29 protein-coding genes and 3 pseudogenes are annotated in these 17,347 nt (G+C 66.0%); 16 read left to right on the top strand and 16 right to left on the bottom strand.

All coding sequences use genetic code 11. From position 1 onward, the window contains the following. Positions 1–231 precede the first annotated feature (231 nt). Positions 232–651 (top strand): hypothetical protein, encoded by a 420-nt coding sequence (locus ACSQ86_RS19030; protein ID WP_436296246.1) that lies wholly within the window; start codon positions 232–234, stop codon positions 649–651. On the opposite strand, the gene ACSQ86_RS19035 is transcribed toward ACSQ86_RS19030, so the two are convergent. After that, positions 595–1,338 (bottom strand): EAL domain-containing protein, encoded by a 744-nt coding sequence (locus ACSQ86_RS19035; RefSeq protein WP_436296247.1) that lies wholly within the window; start codon positions 1,336–1,338, stop codon positions 595–597. The genes ACSQ86_RS19030 and ACSQ86_RS19035 overlap by 57 nt on opposite strands. Positions 1,339–1,400: 62 nt before the next feature. Next, entirely contained in the window at positions 1,401–1,829 is a 429-nt protein-coding gene (locus ACSQ86_RS19040; RefSeq protein WP_436296248.1) for a hypothetical protein, read from the bottom strand. Between the two features lie 327 nt (positions 1,830–2,156). Here ACSQ86_RS19040 and ACSQ86_RS19045 point away from each other — a divergent pair, with 327 nt between their 5' ends. Further along, positions 2,157–2,468, top strand: coding sequence for a hypothetical protein (locus tag ACSQ86_RS19045; RefSeq protein ID WP_436296249.1), 312 nt, complete (start codon positions 2,157–2,159; stop codon positions 2,466–2,468). Positions 2,469–2,476: 8 nt separating this feature from the next. Then, positions 2,477–2,630, top strand: a pseudogene (locus ACSQ86_RS19050) (DUF72 domain-containing protein); the annotation flags it as partial. 49 nt (positions 2,631–2,679) lie between these two features. Here the strand turns inward: ACSQ86_RS19050 and ACSQ86_RS19055 are convergent. The 14 genes and pseudogenes from ACSQ86_RS19055 to ACSQ86_RS19120 form a co-directional block, all read right to left on the bottom strand. Continuing rightward, a pseudogene (locus tag ACSQ86_RS19055) lies at positions 2,680–2,940 on the bottom strand (hypothetical protein); the annotation flags it as partial. Continuing rightward, positions 2,915–3,217: a hypothetical protein gene (locus tag ACSQ86_RS19060; RefSeq protein WP_436296250.1), complete on the bottom strand. Its 303-nt coding sequence runs from the start codon at positions 3,215–3,217 to the stop codon at positions 2,915–2,917. The pseudogene ACSQ86_RS19055 and the gene ACSQ86_RS19060, both read right to left, overlap by 26 nt. Continuing rightward, positions 3,217–3,699: a recombination protein NinB gene (locus ACSQ86_RS19065; RefSeq protein ID WP_436296251.1), complete on the bottom strand. Its 483-nt coding sequence runs from the start codon at positions 3,697–3,699 to the stop codon at positions 3,217–3,219. The genes ACSQ86_RS19060 and ACSQ86_RS19065 overlap by 1 nt, the downstream gene beginning before the upstream one ends. Before the next feature lie 109 nt (positions 3,700–3,808). Further along, complete coding sequence (locus ACSQ86_RS19070) at positions 3,809–4,165, bottom strand: hypothetical protein (protein ID WP_436296252.1); 357 nt, start codon at positions 4,163–4,165, stop codon at positions 3,809–3,811. Further along, positions 4,162–4,494 (bottom strand): hypothetical protein, encoded by a 333-nt coding sequence (locus tag ACSQ86_RS19075; RefSeq protein ID WP_436296253.1) that lies wholly within the window; start codon positions 4,492–4,494, stop codon positions 4,162–4,164. Before ACSQ86_RS19075 ends, ACSQ86_RS19070 begins: the two co-directional genes overlap by 4 nt. Further along, complete coding sequence (locus tag ACSQ86_RS19080) at positions 4,491–4,769, bottom strand: hypothetical protein (RefSeq protein WP_436296254.1); 279 nt, start codon at positions 4,767–4,769, stop codon at positions 4,491–4,493. The genes ACSQ86_RS19075 and ACSQ86_RS19080 overlap by 4 nt, the downstream gene beginning before the upstream one ends. Continuing rightward, a complete protein-coding gene (locus ACSQ86_RS19085) occupies positions 4,766–5,197 on the bottom strand; it encodes a hypothetical protein (protein ID WP_436296255.1) in 432 nt (143 codons plus the stop codon). The genes ACSQ86_RS19080 and ACSQ86_RS19085 overlap by 4 nt, the downstream gene beginning before the upstream one ends. Next, entirely contained in the window at positions 5,194–5,418 is a 225-nt protein-coding gene (locus ACSQ86_RS19090) for a hypothetical protein (protein WP_436296256.1), read from the bottom strand. Before ACSQ86_RS19090 ends, ACSQ86_RS19085 begins: the two co-directional genes overlap by 4 nt. After that, a complete protein-coding gene (locus tag ACSQ86_RS19095) occupies positions 5,415–5,630 on the bottom strand; it encodes a hypothetical protein (protein WP_436296257.1) in 216 nt (71 codons plus the stop codon). Before ACSQ86_RS19095 ends, ACSQ86_RS19090 begins: the two co-directional genes overlap by 4 nt. Positions 5,631–5,632: 2 nt before the next feature. Then, positions 5,633–6,547, bottom strand: coding sequence for a hypothetical protein (locus ACSQ86_RS19100; protein ID WP_436296258.1), 915 nt, complete (start codon positions 6,545–6,547; stop codon positions 5,633–5,635). Between the two features lie 26 nt (positions 6,548–6,573). After that, on the bottom strand, positions 6,574–8,175 hold the full coding sequence (locus ACSQ86_RS19105) for a DNA cytosine methyltransferase (protein WP_436309435.1): 1,602 nt from the start codon (positions 8,173–8,175) through the stop codon (positions 6,574–6,576). Continuing rightward, positions 8,169–8,564 carry a hypothetical protein gene (locus ACSQ86_RS19110; protein WP_436309436.1) on the bottom strand — a complete coding sequence of 132 codons (396 nt, stop codon included), beginning with the start codon at positions 8,562–8,564 and terminating at the stop codon, positions 8,169–8,171. Before ACSQ86_RS19110 ends, ACSQ86_RS19105 begins: the two co-directional genes overlap by 7 nt. Next, complete coding sequence (locus ACSQ86_RS19115; RefSeq protein WP_436296261.1) at positions 8,561–8,812, bottom strand: hypothetical protein; 252 nt, start codon at positions 8,810–8,812, stop codon at positions 8,561–8,563. The genes ACSQ86_RS19110 and ACSQ86_RS19115 overlap by 4 nt, the downstream gene beginning before the upstream one ends. Beyond that, the gene (locus ACSQ86_RS19120; protein WP_436296262.1) at positions 8,809–9,114 is read right to left on the bottom strand and encodes a hypothetical protein; all 306 of its coding nucleotides are present in this window, start codon (positions 9,112–9,114) and stop codon (positions 8,809–8,811) included. Before ACSQ86_RS19120 ends, ACSQ86_RS19115 begins: the two co-directional genes overlap by 4 nt. Here ACSQ86_RS19120 and ACSQ86_RS19125 point away from each other — a divergent pair. The 13 genes and pseudogenes from ACSQ86_RS19125 to ACSQ86_RS19185 form a co-directional block, all read left to right on the top strand. After that, positions 9,113–9,514, top strand: a complete 402-nt coding sequence (locus ACSQ86_RS19125) for a hypothetical protein (RefSeq protein WP_436296263.1) — start codon at positions 9,113–9,115, stop codon at positions 9,512–9,514. The two genes, ACSQ86_RS19120 and ACSQ86_RS19125, sit on opposite strands and share 2 nt — an antisense overlap. Positions 9,515–9,637: 123 nt before the next feature. Then, complete coding sequence (locus tag ACSQ86_RS19130; RefSeq protein WP_436309437.1) at positions 9,638–10,354, top strand: S24 family peptidase; 717 nt, start codon at positions 9,638–9,640, stop codon at positions 10,352–10,354. A 195-nt stretch (positions 10,355–10,549) separates the two neighbouring features. Beyond that, entirely contained in the window at positions 10,550–10,768 is a 219-nt protein-coding gene (locus ACSQ86_RS19135; RefSeq protein ID WP_436309438.1) for a hypothetical protein, read from the top strand. Beyond that, positions 10,765–11,091 (top strand): hypothetical protein, encoded by a 327-nt coding sequence (locus ACSQ86_RS19140; RefSeq protein WP_436296266.1) that lies wholly within the window; start codon positions 10,765–10,767, stop codon positions 11,089–11,091. The genes ACSQ86_RS19135 and ACSQ86_RS19140 overlap by 4 nt, the downstream gene beginning before the upstream one ends. After that, positions 11,088–11,483 (top strand): hypothetical protein, encoded by a 396-nt coding sequence (locus ACSQ86_RS19145; RefSeq protein ID WP_436296267.1) that lies wholly within the window; start codon positions 11,088–11,090, stop codon positions 11,481–11,483. The genes ACSQ86_RS19140 and ACSQ86_RS19145 overlap by 4 nt, the downstream gene beginning before the upstream one ends. After that, complete coding sequence (locus ACSQ86_RS19150) at positions 11,480–12,865, top strand: hypothetical protein (RefSeq protein WP_436296268.1); 1,386 nt, start codon at positions 11,480–11,482, stop codon at positions 12,863–12,865. The genes ACSQ86_RS19145 and ACSQ86_RS19150 overlap by 4 nt, the downstream gene beginning before the upstream one ends. Positions 12,866–12,894: 29 nt before the next feature. Next, a complete protein-coding gene (locus tag ACSQ86_RS19155; RefSeq protein WP_436296269.1) occupies positions 12,895–14,133 on the top strand; it encodes a RecT family recombinase in 1,239 nt (412 codons plus the stop codon). A gap of 25 nt (positions 14,134–14,158) precedes the next feature. Continuing rightward, the gene (locus tag ACSQ86_RS19160) at positions 14,159–14,962 is read left to right on the top strand and encodes a lambda exonuclease family protein (RefSeq protein ID WP_436309439.1); all 804 of its coding nucleotides are present in this window, start codon (positions 14,159–14,161) and stop codon (positions 14,960–14,962) included. Positions 14,963–15,000: 38 nt separating this feature from the next. Continuing rightward, entirely contained in the window at positions 15,001–15,507 is a 507-nt protein-coding gene (locus ACSQ86_RS19165) for a hypothetical protein (protein WP_436309440.1), read from the top strand. Positions 15,508–15,566: 59 nt separating this feature from the next. Next, positions 15,567–15,914, top strand: a complete 348-nt coding sequence (locus tag ACSQ86_RS19170; RefSeq protein ID WP_436309441.1) for a hypothetical protein — start codon at positions 15,567–15,569, stop codon at positions 15,912–15,914. A gap of 2 nt (positions 15,915–15,916) precedes the next feature. Continuing rightward, positions 15,917–16,732 (top strand): DUF2303 family protein, encoded by an 816-nt coding sequence (locus ACSQ86_RS19175; RefSeq protein WP_436309442.1) that lies wholly within the window; start codon positions 15,917–15,919, stop codon positions 16,730–16,732. A 2-nt stretch (positions 16,733–16,734) separates the two neighbouring features. Further along, complete coding sequence (locus ACSQ86_RS19180; RefSeq protein WP_436309443.1) at positions 16,735–16,935, top strand: hypothetical protein; 201 nt, start codon at positions 16,735–16,737, stop codon at positions 16,933–16,935. Continuing rightward, positions 16,932–17,150 (top strand): annotated as a pseudogene (locus ACSQ86_RS19185) (DnaJ domain-containing protein); the annotation flags it as partial. The gene ACSQ86_RS19180 and the pseudogene ACSQ86_RS19185, both read left to right, overlap by 4 nt. Between the last annotated feature and the right edge of the window lie 197 nt (positions 17,151–17,347).

Below are 17,347 nucleotides of genomic sequence, written 5' to 3' on the forward strand. Positions count from 1 at the left end.
GCCCTTCGGCTGGGGCAGTGCCTTTTTCTCGGTTTGAGCGGGGGACGGTTTCTTCTGTGGCAAAGAAAGCCCACCGGGGATTAGCCGGTGGGTGAAGGTGATGCCCGGTCGGCCGGCACATCACAGGAGACAACTCGCAAAACGCAGGCTGATTGCAGCAATCGGCGATGCGGGTTGCAAGGGGGGTCGGGGTACAGTGCGCGCCACCTACCAGATGCAAGGAAGACGACGATGCTCCCGCCCGTGCTCCACTACAAACGATGCCGCGAGAAGTTGCACGCGGCGCTTTACCGCCTCGCCGTTGGGGAAGGAGACGTTCGCGATCGCCTGCGCGGCGCGCACCGGTATCTGCGCATGCTGTCCGAAGACGAGGTGCCGCCCAGCATTCGCGAAGAGTGGTCGGGGATACTTCTCGCCCTGACTAGGCGCGGTCCAATGTTCGGCCCCAATGGGGATGTGTGGAAGCCAGCGCTGGACAACACCCTGGACAGGATCAGGAACAGCACGGGACGGCGGATCGCCGAGCGGATCTACGCGATGGTGGGTGACTTCAACGAGGCGGTGAACGACAGACGCCCCCGAAGGGGCGTCTGGTCAGGCCGCATTCCAGGCAACAGTCGGCAGCATGCCAATGCCGGGGCGGGCAAATAAGAAGCCTTGGAACAGCCTCACGCCGAGCCCGCGAAGCACCTGGACCTCTTCCGGAGTTTCCACGCCTTCTGCGATCACCTTGATCCGAAGCTCGTCGCATATCGCAACGACCCCCTTCACGATGGTGAACCGCACGGCGCTGAGATGGATGTCTCGAACAAAGCTCCTATCAAGCTTGACGATGTCCGGTTGAAGAGCAGCCAGCAGTTCAAAGCTTGCATAAGCAGCACCGAAGTCATCGATGGCAGAGGCGAACCCGAAGTTTTGGAAAGCTCGGAAAGTCGCGGCCAGCGCGGGCAGATCGGCGACGGGTTCGCCTTCAGTGAGCTCAAGTATCAGGCGATCGATGGGAAAGCGGACCCGCTCGGCCGTGCGAATGGCGGTATGAAAACACTCCGTGGGCCCCGCAACGTCGTTGGGAGCAACGTTGAGGCTCAGCCTGGATTGCATGCCGAGCATCGACGCCATTTCGATTGCCTTCACGCGGCATGCCTCGTGGAAGGCAAACCGATGACGCGCCTCTACACTGCCGAGCACCTGGAGCGCTCCTTCGCCGTGAACACCTCGCACGAGCGCCTCATGCGCGAATACTTCCCGCCGCTCGACGTCCACGATCGGCTGGAATGCCATCGTGAAGGCCGGCCCGACGCCGTCAACGGCGACGTCGTTAATGCTTTCCGATTTCACCGGGCACCGGACTCTTGGCGTGGCCGCGAAGAGCGGCGCGGGGTTTCGGACCTCGGCATAGCCTATGTGCCATTAGGGGACGCACCACCTTGACCCCCGGGGCCCTCATTCGCAGCAGGATCTGAAAGAACGAGCGCCGCGCGGTAGGCGGTGCGACCTGCCGTCTTGGCATCAGAGGCCAGCTGCTTCCACCGCCGTTCGCGTTCGCGCGGCGACTGGGTCGGTGGTTGCTCGATCAGTGACTGGCAAATGGCAAGCATTGCCATGGATGAGGTCAGGCAGAAATGGATGGCCGACAGCGTGGGCCGTGTCCGATAGCTTGCCTCCTCCTTGCTGCGGATGCGCTCTGCTTCATTCGGGCTAAGAGAAAGCAGATCGGTCGATGCAGTGAACGGTACATCGGGCTCGCTGTCCAAAATATCGTGGGCCGCCTGCTCAATGGTATCTACCGCCTTTGCCAACAAATTGAGCGAGCTCGAGGATGTGGCCATGAGTTCCTTACCCTTGTTCGTCAAGGGAGTCGCGAGCCGTTGATCGGGTCCACGGCAACCGCTAGTACTCCCAGGATTCTGCGAAGCGCCCCTTCAGGGCCTCTTGGGCCTTATCGTACGGCTGTGATGGGCGGCGCATCTGCATTGGGGGTTCGGTCCTACAACGAAAACGTGGGTTTTTGGCGAAGTCAGCCATGGTCAGCGCGCATGCTGGTAGGGCCGCATGCCGACATGAAGTCCAAAGTCTTCAGATCGCCCCGACTCCCGCAGAGGCGGGTCATCGAGCGGCTCAAGCCGTAGGTTGAGCTGAGTAGAGAAGCCTGCAGAATGAGTTTCCTGAGCATCAGAGGAGCTCTGCCGACCATGACCGTCACGAGTGATGAAATCACGGCTCTGAGAGCTGACTTCAAGCGGTCGCACCGCCGGCCAGCACGAGCGTTGGCCGAACTCCTGCTGCTCGGGAATGTCATCCTCGAAGATCATGAGATGCTCGAAGGCGAGTTGGGAAATGCTTTCGAGCGGTTTGTCTTGGAGTCCTTAAGCCAGCAAGGCGTCGAGGCAGGCGAGTTTGCAGCGGCGGTGCAGGGGCTCGGCAAGCTTCGTGCGACCCTTGCCGAGCTTCAGAGCATTCCCGACTAAGTACAGCCATGGCCATCCTCGTCGGCACAGCATCCTGGACCGACAAGACGCTGATCGACTGCGGGCGCTTCTACCCGAAGGAGCCAAGCGCGAGGCGCGGCTACGCTATTACTCCTCGATCTTCCGTTGGTCGAGGTCGATTCGAGCTACGACGGTATTCCGCCCAGAGGAATCGGCCCTGGTGCAGCCGACGCGCGAACAGCCAGATGCCGATGCCATCTTGCACGAGGACCTTCATGCGATTGGCCCGGCGATTGGCAAACAGGTAAGCGTGGTGCGGGTGCGCAGCGCCAAACACCTTCACGACACGCGCCAGCGCGCGACACCGTGGACGGATACCACGGCAGCGGCCGGATCTAGCCGGGAACTCGTGGCGGTCGGGGGGTCGAACGGTGGTATGCCAGGGTGTGCTTGCCATAGATGAGCGCCTGGTCTCTACGCCAAATTCATGGTGACCACTTTGGCGCGGCATCGTTGGCCGCGTCCATCAGGCGCCGGATGGTCACCGCCAGGGCGTCGGTTTCGTCCATCTTCATGATGAGCCACATGTGCCGGCGCCCATGCAGGCCGTTGTGGTCGCCGCGGTGGCAGTCGGGGCAGAGACCGATGCTGGTGAACCACTGGCCCTGCTTGACCTCGTGCGCCTCGCTCGGCGGCGGGGCATCGCACAGCGAGCACGGCAGGCGCTTCACGCGCTCGATGTGGAGCTTCTCGGCGACGGCGGGAGCCTTCTTGTTCTTCGACTGCATCAGCGCTCCGGCCGCTGGCCCCAGGCCTTCGGCGTCGACCAGCGCACGTCATGCTCCGCGCCGAAGGCATACAGCCACTCGATGAAGGCGCTGCCCAGCGGCATGGTGAAGCGGCGGCTTTGCTCCCCCACCGCCACATAGCCATCGTTGTTGAGCGCCGGCAGCAGCTCGAGGTCATCACCGAACTTCAGCCAGTGCTCGCGCAGGTCGTCGTCGTCCCGGGTGTCGTGCTTGAAGGCGTTGATGAGCAGGCGCTTCCACGAGCCGGCCAGCAGAACCCGGCCGTTAATGCGGACCTGCATGGCGATGTCGCCGATCATGGCGTGGTACTTCTCTTCCTGCAGCCGGCTCTTCGTGTCGCGGCGCCGCTTGACGGTCAGCTCGACCTTGCCGCCGTCGCGGGTCTCTTCGATGACCGAAGGCAGCAGCGATCGAGCCAGATCCTCGAATTGCCGGCCGTGGGTGATGGTGAACGTTCTCATCGTGCTTTCCGTTTTGCGTTGGCGGCGCGCCTGCGCGCCTGGTTCACCTTGGCGGCGGTGTAGGCGCCCAGGAAGAGCGCCCCGTAGAGGCAACAGAACACCAGCGCCTTCATGGCAGGGGCACCACGTGAAGCTCCATCCCCCACTCCCCTTCCCGCTGGCCGTACTCCCATGTGATGCTCGGGTCCGCATCGTCGCGGCCGAGCCACTGCGCCACTTGGTCGACCGGCGCCTTCATGGATGCGCGCAGGTTGTCGTGTGCGTCCAGGCCCTTCCAGCCGGTGGCCGACGGCGGCGACACACGCACGAGCAGCACGCGCACCGGTCCGCGGGGCGGTGTCTTGCCGTTGAGCTGCCACTGCACGGCATCGCGCTCGGCCTTCACGCGGCGGTGCCGCGCGCGGAAGTGCTCGCGATCGTTCTGCCCGTTGCCGAGCTTGAGGGGGACCGAAAGGTGCAGGGTCATAGGGCGTCGTGGAAGAAGCGGTGCTTGGGCAGCCCGCGCGGGCCCTTCGGCAGCGCGGGCAACTTGGAGCGGGGGTCGACGTAGGCGCCGGGGATGCGCACGCCCCTGGCGCCCAGCTCCGCGTCGAGCGCGTCAGGCAGTGCGGCGAACCACTCCGGATCGCTCATCGACATCTGCCGGGCGCGCCAGCGCGCATAGGCGGCGTCGAGCTCGGCGAAGCGCACCAGGTGCTGCAGCGTGGCGGCGTAGTGCGCACGCTGGTCGGGCGCCGGCGCCCCCGGGAACATCTGCAGGTTCCCGTGTGCGTCCTTCGGGTGGTTCTCGATCATCTGGCGAGCGCGAAGACGGAGTTGGGCACCGTGCGCATCGCGTGCTGCACGGTGGTGGTGGGCACGTAGGCCTCGAGCGCCGGCGCCCGGTTGCGCAGGTAGCGCGCCGGATAGCTCGGCGGGATCTGACGGCGCACGCGGCCGGCAGTGAGCAGGCGCTGGATGGCCTTCTGTGCGGCGTCCGGAGGCAAGCCGGCCAGGGTTGCGGCCTCGCGCGCGGTGATGCCGTTGTCGCCCTCTGGCACCACGGCGGCAATGCGGTCGTCCTGCTTCATGCGGCCACCGCGGAGAGAAGGTGCTGGAAGTGGTGCCAGTTCACATGGCTCGTCTTGAGCAGCCCGTGCAGCTTGTAGGCCTCCTTCACCACGCTGTCGTAGTCGAGCTCGCGCAGCAGCCGCTCGCACGCCATCAGGCCCGACACGATTGACGCGCGGCGCTCCTGCGGGATGAGCGTCTCGCCGGCCTGGTCGTACATCGCATTGCAGGCGCCGCGCAAGATCCGGATGTCGGGCAGGTCGGCGTCCAGGCCATCGGCGATCGCGGCGCCCAGCACCACGAAGAAGATGCGCCCGGCCTTGTTGACCATCTCCTTGCTGTTGTCGCCGGCCAGCGCGTGGAACTGCGCCGACGTGAACGTTGCGCGGACCTCCTTCTCGATCACAGCGCGCTCGATCAGGCTGATGCCTCGTTGCTGTCGCTTCATGCCGTCCGCCCGTAGTTGGCGTAGCGGCGCTGCTGCGGCGTGAACGGCTTGGAGGCCTCGGGCGGCAGGTCGCCGGTCGCGCGGAGACAGTGGTCGACCATGATGCGCGAGACGTACTTGCCGCGCGTCATGCCGTCGAGGATCTGGTGCGCGCGCTCGCGGTTGAGCTGCACCGGTACCCGCTTCACGCGGGGGAAGTGGGCTAGGACTTCGATGGTCATGGTGATGGCGGCTCATCGTTGGCCGCGGGGTGATAGTCGACGAAGGCAGCGAAGTTGCCGGCGAGCTCGCGGGCCTCCGCGCGGATGTCCTCGATCTGCTTGAGCACGGGTCGATAGGTGGCGAAGCCGCGCTGATGCAACTCGCGCTCCGCGCATGCGGCCATGTGGGTGAGGCGCTGCGAGTGCAGCAACTGCGCGGCAAGGAGGGCCATGGTCACGCCGGCTCCCCTGCCCTGGCTTCGACGGCAGTGCGCACGCGCGCCGTGTAGGCCAGGAACGTCTCGCGGTTCGCGCTCAGGTCGTGCTCGTCCCACTTGCCCAGGCCGAGCTCAACGCCCTTGGCCTCGATCGTCGAGCGGTTCTCGTCCCACGGCTTCTCGGGCATGCCGACGCCGGAGGCGATCGCGGCTGCCTCGCCGAGCTGGCGCTTGACGATGCCCAACAGGTAGGCCATGCCCTTCGGCGGCTTGGCATCGATGCAGGTCTGCGCCGCGGCCTCGAAGACCTCAAGGGGAACGCCCTGGGCGATGTAGGCCAGCAAGGTCGGGTTGGACGGGTTCACGTCGGCAACGCCCTTGGCCTTGATGGCGCGGCAGATGGCTCCCGCTTTCGTCGGGCTTTGCCCGTCAACCCCCACCAGCTCCGCGCGAACATCTGGTGGGGGGGTATCTACTTGGGTACTGGTTCCGGTTCCGGTTCCGGTGCTGGATTCAGGGTGGAGTCCCTTGCCTGTCCCGTGGGACAACGGCGGGACTCCGGCTGGATTGGCGGGGGAATCCGAGAGAGTCTTTGCACGGGCCAGCGCCTTGCGGTCGGACTCCTTGCGGCGGCGCGTCATCATGTCGACCACGAAGCTGATGATGGTGTCGTGATAGAGCCTGCCGTCCTCGGCAAGCCACCAGCCACGGCGCAGCACGGCGCGGTTCTTCTGGAAGGCCTTGAGCGGCATCCCGATGCGCGCGGCGATCAGGTCATCGCCGTCGGGCAGCGAGCCGCACGGGCTCTGCTTCCACGCGGTCAGCCACAGCATCAGCAGCCACGGCCGCAGCTCGGGAGGCGCGAGCGCCCACGTGTCCGACTGCTCGATGCGCTCGTGGTCGAGCTCGAAGCGCCAGCCCTTGGCGCGCACGTCTGCGGGATATGGAACTGGCTGGGTCACGCAACCGCCCTTTCCTGCCCGAGCTCGCGATAGTTCGCCGCCACGATCGCCGCGGCCAGCGGCGGGCACACGCTGTTCCCGCACATGCGCACCTGGGCCGTCTTCGAGAGCCGCTTCATGAACTTTTCGCCCAGCAGCAGCGACTTCAGTCGGTCCTCGACCTCGATGTCGATGATGTAGCTGTCGTCGAAGCCTTGGGCCCGGTAGAGCTCACGCGGCGTCAGCATGCGCAGGCCGATGTCGACGATCGCGTACTCCTCGCCGTGCACGGTCACCAGCGCAAAGCGGTCCTTCGTTGTGACGGTGTGCATCGGCTCGTCGAGCCGCGGATCCTGGTCGGTGCCGAAGTACTTCAGCAGGAAGGCGCGCACCTCGGCAAAGTGCGTGCCCTGAGCGCTGATCGTGTGCAGTGGCTCGTAGACGCCTTGCGCCGTGCTGGTGCCGCGCAGCTTCACAAGGTTGCTGGTCACGAGCGTCTGCTGCGCGCCTTTGGCCGTGATGGTGCTGATCGGAGCGGTCGCGGGCCGGCCGTCACTCGGCACCACGCCGCGGTGGTTGTTGTGCTGTGCCAGAAACGCAGAGACGAGCGCGAAGTGGCCGCCCTTCACCTGTGCGCACTGGGTGCGCAGCGGCTCGTCGGCGGCAAAGGTGCGTTGATTCGATGCGTTCGCGTGCTCGGTCAGGAATGGGACCAGCGTCGGCACGATCAGCGCCTTCTCGCCGCGCTGGGCGCCGGTAACCGTGCGCAGCGGCTCGCGGATGTCCTCGGTGCGGTCGCCGCCCTGGTGCGTCAGCGGCACGATGAAGGGATCGGCTGCCTCCACAACGTAGCGCATCACGCCCTTGGCAATTCGGCGCAGCGTGGCCTCTGCCAGCGGACGCTTGCGGTCAAAGATTGACGGGCACGGGAGGTCCCAATCGATGCACTCGGCCGCGGTGCGCCAGGGCTTCAGCTTCTTCGCGCGCACCGGCAGGCTGTCGGGCTTCGCGCTGGTCGGCTCGGGCCAGACGATCGGCTCGCCGTCGAACCGGATGATGATGAGCAGGCGCTTCCGGATGGTCGGCACCCGGTACTCGCTCGCGCGCAGCTCGCGGCACTCGACTACGCCGCCCAGTTGCTCCATCGCGCGGACCCACGCCCGGAACGTCTCGCCCTTGCGCTTCGGGCACGGCATGCCGTCCTCGGTCAGCGGGCCCCAGGTCTGGAACTCTTCGACGTTCTCAAGGAAGATCATCCGCGGCCGCACAGCCTTCGCCCACTTCACGACTACCCAGGCCAGGCTGCGGATCTTCTTGCTCACGGGCTTGCCGCCCTTGGCCTTGCTGAAGTGCTTACAGTCCGGGCTGGCCCACAGGAGGCCCACCGGCCGGCCTTCGGTCACCTGCAGCGGGTCGACCTCGAACACATCGCTGACGTAGTGCCGGGTCTGAGGGTGGTTCGCCTGGTGCAGCGCGATGGCCTCCGGGTCGTGGTTGATCGCGATGTCGACGTGGCGGCCGATGGCCTGCTCGATGCCGGTCGACGCGCCGCCACCACCGGCGAACAGATCCACGACCAGCTCCGCGGCCAGGCCGAGTTGGAACTGAGGGGTCAGCATGCGGAGCCTCCTGCGGAGGTGTGCATGTGGTCGGCGTTGGCGGCTTCACGCCGGCGCACCGCCTTCGCCTCGCGGAACTCGAAGAGGTCACGGTGAGCCGGGTTCGCGAGCGCGAACAGGCGCGCCAGGTACGGGGTGTGCCAGTCGTTGAGCTTCCACGGCCCGCCCACTTCGGCGAGCGCAGCGTGGTGCCGCAGCACTTCGATGATGGTGCGCGCGCTGTAGTGTTGGAAGCCCTTCGCGACGACGCGGAAGGCCTCGCGCTCAAAGGCCTCGTAGACGTGCAGGTTCTCCGGCAGGTAGGCCAGAAACTCGGGCGTAAAGCGATCGGCGTTCTCGCGCGCGATCGCGAGCGGGCGCCATCCGCCATTGATGTTGGTCATCCTCATCCCTTGACCTTCTGACCGTGGTTCACAAGAAAGCGAAGGGTCAGGACGTACTCGCCGGGCGCCATTTCGCCGTTCTCGTTGACGTTGCGCACCGTGACCTCGGGGTTGTGCTGGCCGGCGATGCGGCGCAGTTCCACGACCTGGCCGGAGGGCAGCTTCCACCACTGGTAGAGGCTGACCTGGGGACGCGGGCCCGGCGCGGGCTGGTCGACCTTGATGGCCCGCTCTGCGGGCTTCCCCTCGCTCATTCCTCCACGTCCCAAATCAGATGGGGCGCGCGCTCCATGATTCGCGCGTGGCTGCGCGTCAGAAACTCGTAGGTCGAGGGGTCGACGCACTTGTGGTCGGCCGGGACCACCTTCTGGCCGAGCTGCGCGAGGACGGCTGCGAAGTTGTCCAGGTGATCGTTCAACAGGCGGTTTACGGTCGCTTCGCTCACTCCCATTGCAGTGGCGAGCGCCTTCTGGCTTTCAGCGCCTTGCACCGCCTGACGGATGTGCGTCACGATCTTTCTGGCCCTTTCAGGCGTGCTCAATGAGTATTCAGGCATGAGTACTTTCGTCTTCGACGATGACAACGAGGGGTTAGAGCGCGGCGTGCGGCCGCAGCTCGAGGGCGCGCTGGACGTAGGCGCGGGTGAAGGCACGCCGCTGGAGCGTCCCCCGGGGAAATGGATTCACGTCTTTGATGCGCTCCCCGCGTTCAGCCGCTTGGCGCGCGAGGTCGACGACCTCGAGGCTGGTAAGGGAGGCAATGGGCTTGATCTGCACCTACGCGCTCTCCCTGGAGAGGTCGCTGTGAGCCAGCTCGGGAGTGCGCGCCTCGACGAGTTCCTCCAGCGACACGCCGCCACCAGTGAAATCGCGGACGCTCAGCATGAATTTCGTCGGGCATCCGTTGTCGGCCATCTGGCTCACGCGGCCGACAGAAACACCAAGGTGAGCAGCTAGGGCCGTATAGCGCCCTCGCTCTTCGTCAAGCCAAGTTTTGAGGTTCATGACCAGCAGTTTAGCTTTGCCTAAACCCGGCCGTCAAGACTTTCCTAAACCATGAATGTTTATGCTTTGCTCAACATGGACGACATGACACTCCACCGTAAGCGGCGCCTGCGCGAGCTCATTTCGGCCAAGCCATACCTGGGGAATCAACAAGCATTTGCGGCGGCGGCCGGCTTGTCCAAGGGCCGCGTCACCCAGTTGCTGGACCCGCAGGACTCCTTCGGGGAGCTTTCAGCGAAGCGCATCGCGATCAAGCTGGAACTTGGCGATCCTCGGTATTTCGAGCTGGGGTTCACGAGTGACAGCGCAGCGCCCGTGAAGCTCGTAGGCCTACCCAGCATCGCTAAGAACTCAAGTGACCTCGTGATACCTCAATTCGACGCCGGTGGCGGGATGGGCGGCGGCAAGCTGCTACTTGACGACCAGCCTGGCGTAATCAAAAGCTGGCATGTAGACCATGAGTGGCTACGCCAGAATGTCCGGCACCACACAGGGCCGCAAAACCTCTGCATCGTCACGGGCTTCGGCCCATCGATGCGGCCGATGTTCAACCCTGGCGACCCTCTGTTGGTCGACCGCGGCGTGACCGTCTGCGAAACCGACGCCGTGTATTTTTTCCGCGTCGGCAAGCATGGGTTTATCAAGACGCTCCAGCGCATTCCGACCGCCAGCGGCTTGGTCGTACGGGCGAAATCAAAGAACCCCGATTACGACCCCTTCGACATCACCGCAGACATGGACTTTGCCGTGCTGGGCAAGGTGCTCACTGTCTGGAAGAGCGAGCAGTTCTGAGCGGGTGCAGGCCGATACCAAACACCTCTGAGCAACACACGATCAAAAACCCGCCGCGAGCGGGCTTTTTTTTGCCCATCTTGCGGCTGGGTTTTTCTCTTGCTTCAATTGTTTAGGTTTTGCTTGACCTCTCTGTTTAGCTTGTTCTAAACTGCACTCCGACGCCGCATCCCGTGGCGCAGTAAGGAGTGAACGATGGCAATTCCGTTCCGCCGCATCCCGCGCGGCGCGCGCGCCCGGGCTGCTGGATCAGTGCCAACAACCGGACCGTGCGCCGCGTTGGTGTCGACCGAAGATGAACTTCTCGCGATCGACCGCGCCGTCAACGAAGCCAAGAACAACGGCATCCATGACCGCGTGTGCACCGACGCTGCGATGCGCTTGGATGCCCAGCACGGAATCGGCCTGCTGTGAGCGCCGCTCTTTGCACGGCGCTGCAGCGGCTGATGGCTGTCGCGGTATGGGACGAAGACACCGACCGTGTTGAGTTCGACGGGCGCCCCGTGAGAGCCGCCCTCGAAGCCATAGCCACCCAGGTCGTGAACGTCTGCCTCGCCATCCTCTTCCTCGCGATTTGGCTCGGCCTTGGCGCCTACCTCGACGCAACCCCCTCCGAAACCGATGCCGCGCAGGCGTCCGCACAAGCCGCCGCCGATGCCCTCGACGACGCGCGTAGCCGCGCCCGACTGGAGCGCATCGAGCACACCCATTTCGCAACCACTGAGAGCCAACCATGAACGCCCAAAGCAAACCTCTCGAGCTACAGCCCATCGAGGGCGCGGTGCCGTCCTTCCAGCACAGCGAAGGCGAGTTCGTCTTCGTAGCCGTCAACCACCGCGCAGCGAACGAGCCACGCCTCGACATTCAGCGCTACCGCGAGTTCGCGAGCGACGGGCGCACCGACTGGAACGTGGCGATGTTCCTGTGCACTGCCGTGCTCCTGATTGGCCTCGCCGCCCTTCTCGCAAGCATCGCCATCCTGGCCGGCGCCTATGTCGACCCCATCGTTGCCTTCATGTACGACGTGCCCGCCGCTCGCGGCTACGGCCTGGCCGGCGCGCTGGTGACGGTGCTCGGCGCCGCCATGGTGCTGCGCCTTCGTCGCATCGCTCCGGGAGCACTGGCATGACTCTCGCCACCCAGGAATACGACGACGGCGAAGTGGTCTACGACTCCACGACTGCGCGCCCGGCCGAAGATCCGCCCTTCGACGTCGACCCGCCTGCTGCTGCGGCAGACGAACCGGCCGTTCCAGTGGAAGCAAAGCCCACAGCGACCGCCCTGGCGCTCGTCGAGGTCAACAAGAACATCGCCGAGTTCGATTCCGTCGAGGCCGGCCTGCAAGCGCTCGAGAAGAAATATCGCGGCGTCATCTTCGGCGACATCCAGACCTCCAAGGGCCTCAAGGCTGCCAAGGAGGCGCGCGCCGAAGTGCGCAAGCCGCGTTATGCAGCACAGAACGCGATCACCAACGCCAAGGGCCCGCTGAACACGCTGAAGGCAGCCATCGCACTTCGCGGCGAGGCAATCATCGCGCGCATTGCAGCGGTCGAAGACCCGATTGACTCCCAGGTGAAGGCGGAAGAAAAGCGCCTCGTCGAGGAAAAGGAGCGGCTCGAGCGCGAGGCAGCCGAGCGCAACAAGGCCATCGATGAGGCCCTGGCCGACATCACCAGCCGCATCGAAGCGTGCACCGAGCAGCCGGCCTCGTTCATCGGCGAAACCATCGCGTGGCTGGACAACACCGAACTGACCGAAGAGGACTTCGGGGCCCGGCTCGCAGAGGCACGCACCGCATGGCAGAGCACGCGCGACCGGCTGGTGCGCATGCAGGCCTCGGCCGAAGCCAACGAGCTCGCCGCCGCCAACGCGAAGATCCTAGCCGACCAGTTGAAGGCCCAGCAGGAAGAGCTTGACCGTCGTGCCGCGGCCCTGGCGAAGCGGGAGGGCATCGCCAACCGGATCGACGCGCTGCGCGCGCTGCCGCTCACGCACGTGGAGAGCAGCGCGGCCGTGCTGCGCGAGGTCATCGACGGGCTGAACAAGCTGCAGGCCGACGACTACGGGGACCGCATCAGCGAGGCCTACGGCATCACCGCCCAGGTGCTGCCCGATCTGCAGGATCTGTTCACCGCCGCGGTGGAAGAGGAAAGCGAGGCCGAGCAGCAGCTCGAGCCGGTGCCCACGATCACCGGGCCCAGCAGCCTCGAGGCCCTGCTGGACGAGGACGAAGTGCAAGAGCGCGCCCCCGCCGTCGTGGAAGCGCCTGCACCGGCTCCCGCCCCTGCGCCCGCGATCGCGCCGCGCTCCTTCGGCGGCTACACGCCGCTGCGCCCGTCGGCCGCGCCGCGCCGCGAGTTCCGCCCCACCGACGACCAGCTCATCGAAGTCCTGTCGCTGCACTACCGCGTGCACGAAAGCAAGGTCATCGAGTGGCTGCTGACCCTGGACCTGATCGCCGCGGGCAACCGCCTCGTCGCCGCCGAAGCGGGCGACCCGCTCCCCTTCTGACCCTTCCCCCATCACAGGAGATTCCAAAAATGACAACCGCAACCGCCCAGCGCGTGGATCTGTCCGCAGTGCTGAACCCCGCTCCCTCCTTCCCTGCGCCGGCGCGCGTGAACAGCGGTATCTCGCTGATCGACAGCACGGCCATGGATGCCATGTACCGCTTCGCCGAAATGATGGCGTCGGGTCGCGCGACAGTGCCGAAGCATCTGCAAGGCAACATCGCCGACTGCATGGCCGTCGCGCTCCAGGCCCAGCGCTGGGGCATGTCGCCCTTCGTCGTGGCAAAGAAGACCTACGTGGTCGACGGCAACCTGGGCTACGAGGCGCAGCTCGTCGCCGCCGTGGTCAACACCAGCAGCCTGCTGCAGGGGCGCCTGAAGTACCAGTGGTTCGGCCCGTGGGAAAAGATCATCGGCCGCTTCAAGCAGGTCGAGAGCCGCACGAAGAAAGACGACTTCGGCAACCCGAAGAAGTACATGGTGCCGGACTGGCGCCTCGAGGACGAGCAGGGCCTGGGCGTCACCGTGAGCGGCCTCGTGCGCGGCGAGGAAGAGTGGCGTGAGCTCACCATCCTGATGACGCAGGCGCGCACGCGCAACTCGACGCTGTGGGCCGAAGACCCGCGGCAGCAGATTGCCTACCTCTGCACCAACCGCTGGGCCCGCCTGCACACCCCCGAGTTGATCCTGGGCGTCTACACGCCGGACGAGCTTTCGTCGTCGGTGTTCATGGGCCCGGCCGACGTGGTGCCGCCGCAGACCGAGCCGCCCAAGGATCTGGTCGACGACGCGCGCGCTGCCGCAGACAAGGGCCGCGATGCCTTCGCCGACTTCTGGAAGGGCCTGCTGCCCGTGGCGCGCCGCGCGCTCGAGCGCGAAGTCAACGACCTGCAGAAGCGCTGCGCCGAGGCCGATGCGAAGCGCACCGTCGAGAACCCCACCGAGACGCCGGCAGCCACGGCACCCGCCGCTGCGCCGGCCACCGCCGCGCCCGCGACCAACGATGCGCCCGCGAAGCCCACCGGCCGCACGCGGCCGCCAGCGCCAGCACCGAAGCCCACCGCGGCGCCGGCGCCCAGCCAGGCCGCGGCCGCGCCCACCGGCGCGCCCGTCTTCACCGCCGCAACGGTCGAGCAGCGCCTGAAGGACGCACCGGATCTGGACGCGCTCTACATCGCCGCCGACCTCATCAACCACGTGCAGGACGCCAACGCGGTGCCCGCCCTGGAAGCCCTCTTCGAGCAGCGCCAAGCCGTGCTCGGCGGCTGATCCCCATCAACTTCAGGAGAACAACATGAGTTTCCGCGTCATCCCCTGCGAGCAGGGTTCAGAGGACTGGCACAAGGCCCGCGCCGGCGTCATCACCGCCAGCAACTTCAAGATTGCCCGCCAGCGCGTCAACGGGCTGGACGAGCGCCAGCAGAAGTATGTCGACGCCATCCGCAAGGGCGTGTCCGAGCTAGAAGCGCGCGTCATCGCCGGATACAAGGCCGCGCCGACTTCGGAGACGGTCAAGCGCGCGCTCGACGGCGAGAAGGTGGGCGAGATTTCCGACACCGCGAAGAACTACGCCTTCCGCGTGGCCTTCGAGCGCATCAGCGGCGAGCCGATGGACGAAGGCTACGAGACGTGGCAGATGTCGCGCGGCCACGAGCTCGAGCCCGAGGCGCGCGCCGAGCACCAGATCCTCGAGGGCGTGCTGGTCGAGCGCGCCGGGTTCGTGGTCACCGAGGACAACGTATTCGGCGCCAGCGCCGACGGCCTGATCGGCCCCAAGGGCGGCAGCGAATACAAGTGCTTCGTCTCGCCGGCCAGCCTGCGCCCGGTCCTGCTGCTGAACAACATCGATGAGGTCTTGGACCAAGTGCAGGGCTGCATGTGGGTGACCGGCCGCGACTGGTGGCACCTGGGCTTCTATTGCCCCGCGCTGCGCGCGATCGGCTACCCGCTGCATCTGCTTCGCATCAGGCGCGACGACAACTACATCGCCGCCATGGAAGCCGACCTCCTTGAGTTCAAGGCCGAGGTCGACAGCCAGGAGCGTGCGCTGCGCGCACTCGCCGCCGCCAACAACCCCCAGTTCGCGCACGCGGCCTGACCCCCTTTCCAACCCAGCTCTACGAAGGAGTGTTTTTCATGTTCGGTTCGATCAATTCCCGCGCCGGCGCCGGCCGCGACACCACGCGCCTCTCGGCTGCGCTGCTGATGGCCCTGCTGGGACCGCCGCCCAGCGCCGAGGCAACCGCGGCCTTCAACAAGGCCAACCCGCTGTGCGATGACCCGCTGTGCGATGCCTGCAACCTGCGCCGCGAGCTCGTCGGCGAGAAGCCGCTCCAGGGCGCCGCGGCGTCGAGCGTTCCGCCTGCCGACGACAAGGTGAACGCGGTTCCTGGCAGCACGTACGACGCGGGCGGCAGCTGCCGCCCGGACCTCGAGCGCAGCGCGCGCGACCTCGTGAACCAGCGCCATGACGACGCCGGTACCACGCTGCACATCAAGCGCGCAGCCGCCGCCCTGGTGCTGGAAATCAAGAAGGTGCGCGAACAGCACAAGCCCGGCAGCGCCGCGTGGATGGCCACCGATGCCGCGCTCGAGCACGCCATCGCGGCCAACACATGGGCGCTGCGCGCCGCCAACAAATAACAACGCCCCCGAATCCCTTTTGCTGTCACGCATCCCAACCAACCCAAGGAAACCATGAAGTGAAGTCCTACTCCCTTTTCATCAACGAGTTGAACGAAGGCAGCACCCATGCCGCGCTCACTGCCGACCTGAAGGAGCTCCTTCAGACCGTGCAGAACACCGGCCGAGCCGGCGCACTGACCCTGAAGATCAAGGTCACCCCTGCCGTCAAGGGCAGCCAGGGCGGCGTCGACAAGGTGACCATCACCGCCGAGCGGAAGCTCGAGCTGCCCAAGCCCGAACAGCCGGCCGATTTCTTCTGGCTGACCGACGACGGCGAAACCACCCGCCAGCACCCGCGCCAGCACAGCCTCGAGCTGCGCGACGTTGCCTCCCAACCCCCCGTTTCCTTCAAGACCGCCACCTGACCATGACCGAAGCACTCAACCAAGCCACTGCGCAGCACATCGCCGCCCTCGCCGTCGCCGGCCTGAAGCCCACCAAGGTCGAGAAGACCCACCACGTCGTCGTGCCCAACGGCTACAACCGCGTCGACCTGACCGCGGAGGTCGAGAAGGCCGAAGCCGCGCCCTACCGCAAGAAGGGCACGGTGGTGCTCGGCGATGTGCCGAGCTTCCTGACCTACGCCAAGGACCAGGGCGCGGAGAAAACCGGCTACATCTACGCCGACGTGGACTCGCGCACGCTGACGGCCGTCTTCAACGACGCCAAGGCTGGCCCCGGCTGGCGCGACCACAAGGCGACGTTCAAGGCCGAGCTCACGCCCGAAGCCACGAAGTGGCTCTCGTCCAACACCGTGCAGATGGACCAGACCACGTTTGCGACCTTCATCGAGGACAACTTCGCGGATCTGCAAGGCGAAGACGCCGCCAACCTGCTGACGGTGGCCACCACCATCCAGGCCACGAGCGGCATCAACTTCTCGGCCGCCAAGCGCCTGCAGGACGGTCAGACGCAGCTCGTCTACAACGAGACGATTGACGCCACGGCTGGCGCCAGCGGGGAATTCAAGATCCCGAAGACCTTCACGCTGGGCCTGCGCCTCTTCAAGAACGGTGACGGCTTCAAGCTGACCGCCCGCCTGAAGTACCGCCTGCACTCTGCCAGCGTGAAGTTCTGGTTTGAGCTGGAGCGCCACGAGCAGGCCATCGAAGCCGCGTTCAAGGAGTACGTCGCGAAGGTCACCGCCGAGAGCGGCTACACGGTCCTGACCGGCAAGGCCTAAGCGTGCCACGCAGCAGCGCCAACGAAAACCGCAAGCCCGCGCGGCGGCTGGCGCTGCTGCGCCGCCGCGCCGAGCACCTCGAGCGGCGCATCGCCGACGACACCGACCGACAGGCCCACCACGACCGCGCCGAGCTCGGGGCGCTGCGCTGGGCCATCGGCGAGCTCGAGCAAGCAGAACAACAGAAAGGACCGGGCGCATGACCCACTACGAGACCCTGGGCGTCGAGCCGACGGCCAGCGAGGACCAGATCCGCAAGGCCTACCGGAAGCTCGCGCGCAAGTACCACCCCGACGTCAGCAAGGAGCCCGATCGCGAGGCCCGCATGCGTGCCATCAACGAGGCCAAGGACGTGCTGCTGGACCGGGAGGCGCGCAAGCGCTACGACGCCACCGGCAGCGCCGCCGATGGCGCGCAGCAGAAGAAAGCCGAGGCTGTGGGCATGCTGGTGCGCTTCTTCCGCGCCGGGCTGGACGAGCCGAGCCCGATCTTGCCTTTCGTCGCCGACTGCATCGACAGGCTGAAGCGCGAGGCGGCGCTCGCCATTTCCGAGTACCGCGAGCGCCAGAAGAAGCTCTCGCGGCGCCTACGCAGCGTGAAGTGCAAAGGCGAGGA

Origin of the sequence: Variovorax sp. LjRoot130, from assembly GCF_964253755.1 — a bacterium.
GTDB lineage: Bacteria > Pseudomonadota > Gammaproteobacteria > Burkholderiales > Burkholderiaceae_C > Variovorax.

Excerpts from the sequence above, each read along its gene's own strand:
- ACSQ86_RS19130 (WP_436309437.1), top strand. The coding sequence starts at position 9,638 with ATGGACGACATGACACTCCACCGTAAGCGGCGCCTGCGCGAGCTCATT.
- ACSQ86_RS19070 (WP_436296252.1), bottom strand. The coding sequence starts at position 4,165 with ATGACCCTGCACCTTTCGGTCCCCCTCAAGCTCGGCAACGGGCAGAAC.
- ACSQ86_RS19175 (WP_436309442.1), top strand. The coding sequence starts at position 15,917 with ATGACCGAAGCACTCAACCAAGCCACTGCGCAGCACATCGCCGCCCTC.
- ACSQ86_RS19125 (WP_436296263.1), top strand. The coding sequence starts at position 9,113 with ATGAGTACTTTCGTCTTCGACGATGACAACGAGGGGTTAGAGCGCGGC.
- ACSQ86_RS19065 (WP_436296251.1), bottom strand. The coding sequence starts at position 3,699 with ATGAGAACGTTCACCATCACCCACGGCCGGCAATTCGAGGATCTGGCT.
- ACSQ86_RS19045 (WP_436296249.1), top strand. The coding sequence starts at position 2,157 with ATGAGTTTCCTGAGCATCAGAGGAGCTCTGCCGACCATGACCGTCACG.
- ACSQ86_RS19145 (WP_436296267.1), top strand. The coding sequence starts at position 11,088 with ATGAACGCCCAAAGCAAACCTCTCGAGCTACAGCCCATCGAGGGCGCG.
- ACSQ86_RS19030 (WP_436296246.1), top strand. The coding sequence starts at position 232 with ATGCTCCCGCCCGTGCTCCACTACAAACGATGCCGCGAGAAGTTGCAC.
- ACSQ86_RS19080 (WP_436296254.1), bottom strand. The coding sequence starts at position 4,769 with ATGAAGCAGGACGACCGCATTGCCGCCGTGGTGCCAGAGGGCGACAAC.
- ACSQ86_RS19120 (WP_436296262.1), bottom strand. The coding sequence starts at position 9,114 with ATGCCTGAATACTCATTGAGCACGCCTGAAAGGGCCAGAAAGATCGTG.
- ACSQ86_RS19090 (WP_436296256.1), bottom strand. The coding sequence starts at position 5,418 with ATGACCATCGAAGTCCTAGCCCACTTCCCCCGCGTGAAGCGGGTACCG.
- ACSQ86_RS19060 (WP_436296250.1), bottom strand. The coding sequence starts at position 3,217 with ATGCAGTCGAAGAACAAGAAGGCTCCCGCCGTCGCCGAGAAGCTCCAC.
- ACSQ86_RS19075 (WP_436296253.1), bottom strand. The coding sequence starts at position 4,494 with ATGATCGAGAACCACCCGAAGGACGCACACGGGAACCTGCAGATGTTC.
- ACSQ86_RS19135 (WP_436309438.1), top strand. The coding sequence starts at position 10,550 with ATGGCAATTCCGTTCCGCCGCATCCCGCGCGGCGCGCGCGCCCGGGCT.
- ACSQ86_RS19095 (WP_436296257.1), bottom strand. The coding sequence starts at position 5,630 with ATGGCCCTCCTTGCCGCGCAGTTGCTGCACTCGCAGCGCCTCACCCAC.
- ACSQ86_RS19040 (WP_436296248.1), bottom strand. The coding sequence starts at position 1,829 with ATGGCCACATCCTCGAGCTCGCTCAATTTGTTGGCAAAGGCGGTAGAT.
- ACSQ86_RS19110 (WP_436309436.1), bottom strand. The coding sequence starts at position 8,564 with ATGAGGATGACCAACATCAATGGCGGATGGCGCCCGCTCGCGATCGCG.
- ACSQ86_RS19115 (WP_436296261.1), bottom strand. The coding sequence starts at position 8,812 with ATGAGCGAGGGGAAGCCCGCAGAGCGGGCCATCAAGGTCGACCAGCCC.
- ACSQ86_RS19165 (WP_436309440.1), top strand. The coding sequence starts at position 15,001 with ATGTTCGGTTCGATCAATTCCCGCGCCGGCGCCGGCCGCGACACCACG.
- ACSQ86_RS19150 (WP_436296268.1), top strand. The coding sequence starts at position 11,480 with ATGACTCTCGCCACCCAGGAATACGACGACGGCGAAGTGGTCTACGAC.
- ACSQ86_RS19155 (WP_436296269.1), top strand. The coding sequence starts at position 12,895 with ATGACAACCGCAACCGCCCAGCGCGTGGATCTGTCCGCAGTGCTGAAC.
- ACSQ86_RS19160 (WP_436309439.1), top strand. The coding sequence starts at position 14,159 with ATGAGTTTCCGCGTCATCCCCTGCGAGCAGGGTTCAGAGGACTGGCAC.
- ACSQ86_RS19085 (WP_436296255.1), bottom strand. The coding sequence starts at position 5,197 with ATGAAGCGACAGCAACGAGGCATCAGCCTGATCGAGCGCGCTGTGATC.
- ACSQ86_RS19105 (WP_436309435.1), bottom strand. The coding sequence starts at position 8,175 with ATGCTGACCCCTCAGTTCCAACTCGGCCTGGCCGCGGAGCTGGTCGTG.